The organism is Streptomyces sparsus, assembly GCF_054776295.1.
The window spans coordinates 1-2,245 of record NZ_BAAHCA010000816.1 but is presented as its reverse complement, the minus strand read 5'-3'; the positions used below and the strand labels follow the sequence as shown (position 1 = coordinate 2,245).

Genomic DNA, 2,245 nt, shown 5'->3' with positions numbered 1-2,245 from the left:
CGACGAGCACCACCAGCCCGCTGCGCCGGACCTCGCGCCCGGCGGCGCGGCGCAGCCCGGCCACCGTGGCGAGGCCGACCACCACCACCTGGGCCGCCAGGTTGGCCCACACGTAGTAGGCGTACGGGCGCACCCGGGCCGCCCCCTGGTAGTAACGCTCCACCAGCGTGGAGTAGCCCTCGTACCACCAGAACCCGGCCGCGGTGAACGCCACCACCCACGGCAGCGCGCCCAGCAGGACCCAGCCGACGGGCCGCCACTCGCGGGCGGCCACCAGCACGGCGACGGCGACGATCACCAGCAGACCCAGGCCGTACGACAGGTACATCGTCCAGCCGAACAGCACGCCGGAGCCGAGCGCCGCCAGCCACGGCAACCGGGCCCGGCGGGTCGCGGCCAGCGCCAGCAGGGCGACCGCCCAGGCGCTCACACCGGTGAAGTAGCCGTCCGCGGACACCCCGATCCACACCGCCGCCGGAGCCAGCACCAGGAACGGCGCGGCGAGCCGGGCGGTGTCCTCGTCGGCCAGCGCACGCACCGTCACCAGCACCGCGGTCGCCGCGGAGGCGCCCACGGTGACGCACAGCACCGCCGCCCAGGCGCCGCCGCCCAGCCCGATCCGGTCGAGGCCGACGAAGGTGAGCAGCGCGCCCGGAGGGTGCCCCGCGACGTGCGCCGGCCAGTTGTCGGGGGCGTCCATCAGGATGCGGCCGGTGAACTCGCGCAGGGTGGCGCCGACGTCCCGCACCTCGCCGACGGACTGCAGGTACTCGTACTTGGTGGTCAGCCGACGGGCGACGCCCCGCTCCCAGCCGTCGATCAGCGCCAGCGACCAGATCCAGGCCATGGACCCGCCCCAGGACGCCCACAGCAGTCGCCGCCAGCCGAGCCGCCGTGCCGTGGCCGGCCCGTACACCACCACGAGGGTGGCGACGATCAGCGCGGCGGGTGTGCCCGGGCCCACGTGCGGGTCCCAGTAGGCGTACAGGGGCGGCCAGCGCAGGCGCAGTGTGCCGTCGCGCTCCTGAAGGACGTGGCCCACGACCGCGGCCACGGCGAACAGCACCACGGCCGCACCCGCGGCGTACATATCCTTACGGCGAAAGAGGGATGTGCTCACAGGCCCACGGTAGGACCGCCGACGCCTCGCAACGGTGCAGGCGCGGCAGCCGTCACGGACCTGTCAGATCCTTCCGCGCGAACGGAGGACGATGCGATGCCGTTGACCGACATGCCGCTCGAGCAGCTGCGTGACTACCGGCCGGAGGTGGCCGAGCCGGCCGACTTCGACGAGTTCTGGCAGAAGACCCTCACCTCGGCCAGGGCCGCGTCCGGTGAGCCGGCCGACTACCGGCGCGTGCAGACGCTGCTGCGCACCACCGACGTCTACGACGTCCGGTTCCCCGGCTGGGGCGGCCAGCCGGTGGCGGCGTGGCTGCTGCTGCCGCGCGGGCTGTCCGAGCCGCTGCCGGCGGTGGTGACGTACATCGGGTACAGCGGCGGCCGGGGCCTGGCCCTGGAGCACCTGCTGTGGAGCTCGGCCGGGTACGCCGAGCTGGTCGTGGACAGCCGCGGCATGGGCCACGTCACGCCCGACCCGGATCCGGTGCCCGGCCCGCAGTACGTCGGCGGGTTCATGACCCGCGGCATCGACGACCCCGCCCACCACTACTACCGCAGGCTGATGACGGACTGCGTGCGGGCCGTGGACGCGGTGCGGGAGCATCCGGCGATCGACGCCGACCGGGTCGTGGTGAGCGGTGGCAGCCAGGGTGGCGGGCTGGCCCTGGCGACGGCCGGGCTGTCCGGTGACGCGGTGGCCGCCGCCCTCGTCGACGTGCCCTTCCTCTGCCACTTCCGCCGGGGAGCCGAGACGGCGGCCGCCGGCCCCTACCCGGAGCTGGCGCACTACCTGGGCGTCCACCAGCGCACGGACCCCGAGCGGGTGTTCGGCACGCTGAACTACTTCGACGGGCTGCACTTCGCCCGCCGCGCCACGGCTCCGGCCCTGTTCAGCGTCGGTCTGATGGACCCGGTCTGCCCGCCCTCGACGGTCTACGCGGCGTTCAACGCCTACGCTCCGGCCGACCGCGAGATGACGGTGTGGCAGTTCGGGGACCACGCGGGCGGACGCGCCTCCCAGCTGGAGCGGCAGTTGCCCTGGCTGGCGGACCGGGACCTCGGCGGCGCCCGGGAACGCTGATCACCGCCTGCCCGGCGTGGGCCACCGGCCGGGCGGGCCGCG

The 2,245-nt window shown here is 74.7% G+C and carries 2 protein-coding genes; one reads left to right on the top strand and one right to left on the bottom strand.

What is annotated here, in order from left to right:
• On the bottom strand, nucleotides 1-1,090 hold a 1,090-nt coding region (locus ACYVE9_RS23760), incomplete at its 3' end, for a hypothetical protein (RefSeq protein WP_461029937.1).
• A gap of 126 nt (nucleotides 1,091-1,216) precedes the next feature.
• On the opposite strand from ACYVE9_RS23760, the gene ACYVE9_RS23755 reads away from it, so the two are divergent.
• Nucleotides 1,217-2,203, top strand: coding sequence for an acetylxylan esterase (locus tag ACYVE9_RS23755; protein ID WP_461029936.1), 987 nt, complete (start codon nucleotides 1,217-1,219; stop codon nucleotides 2,201-2,203).
• The last annotated feature ends 42 nt before the right edge of the window (nucleotides 2,204-2,245 follow it).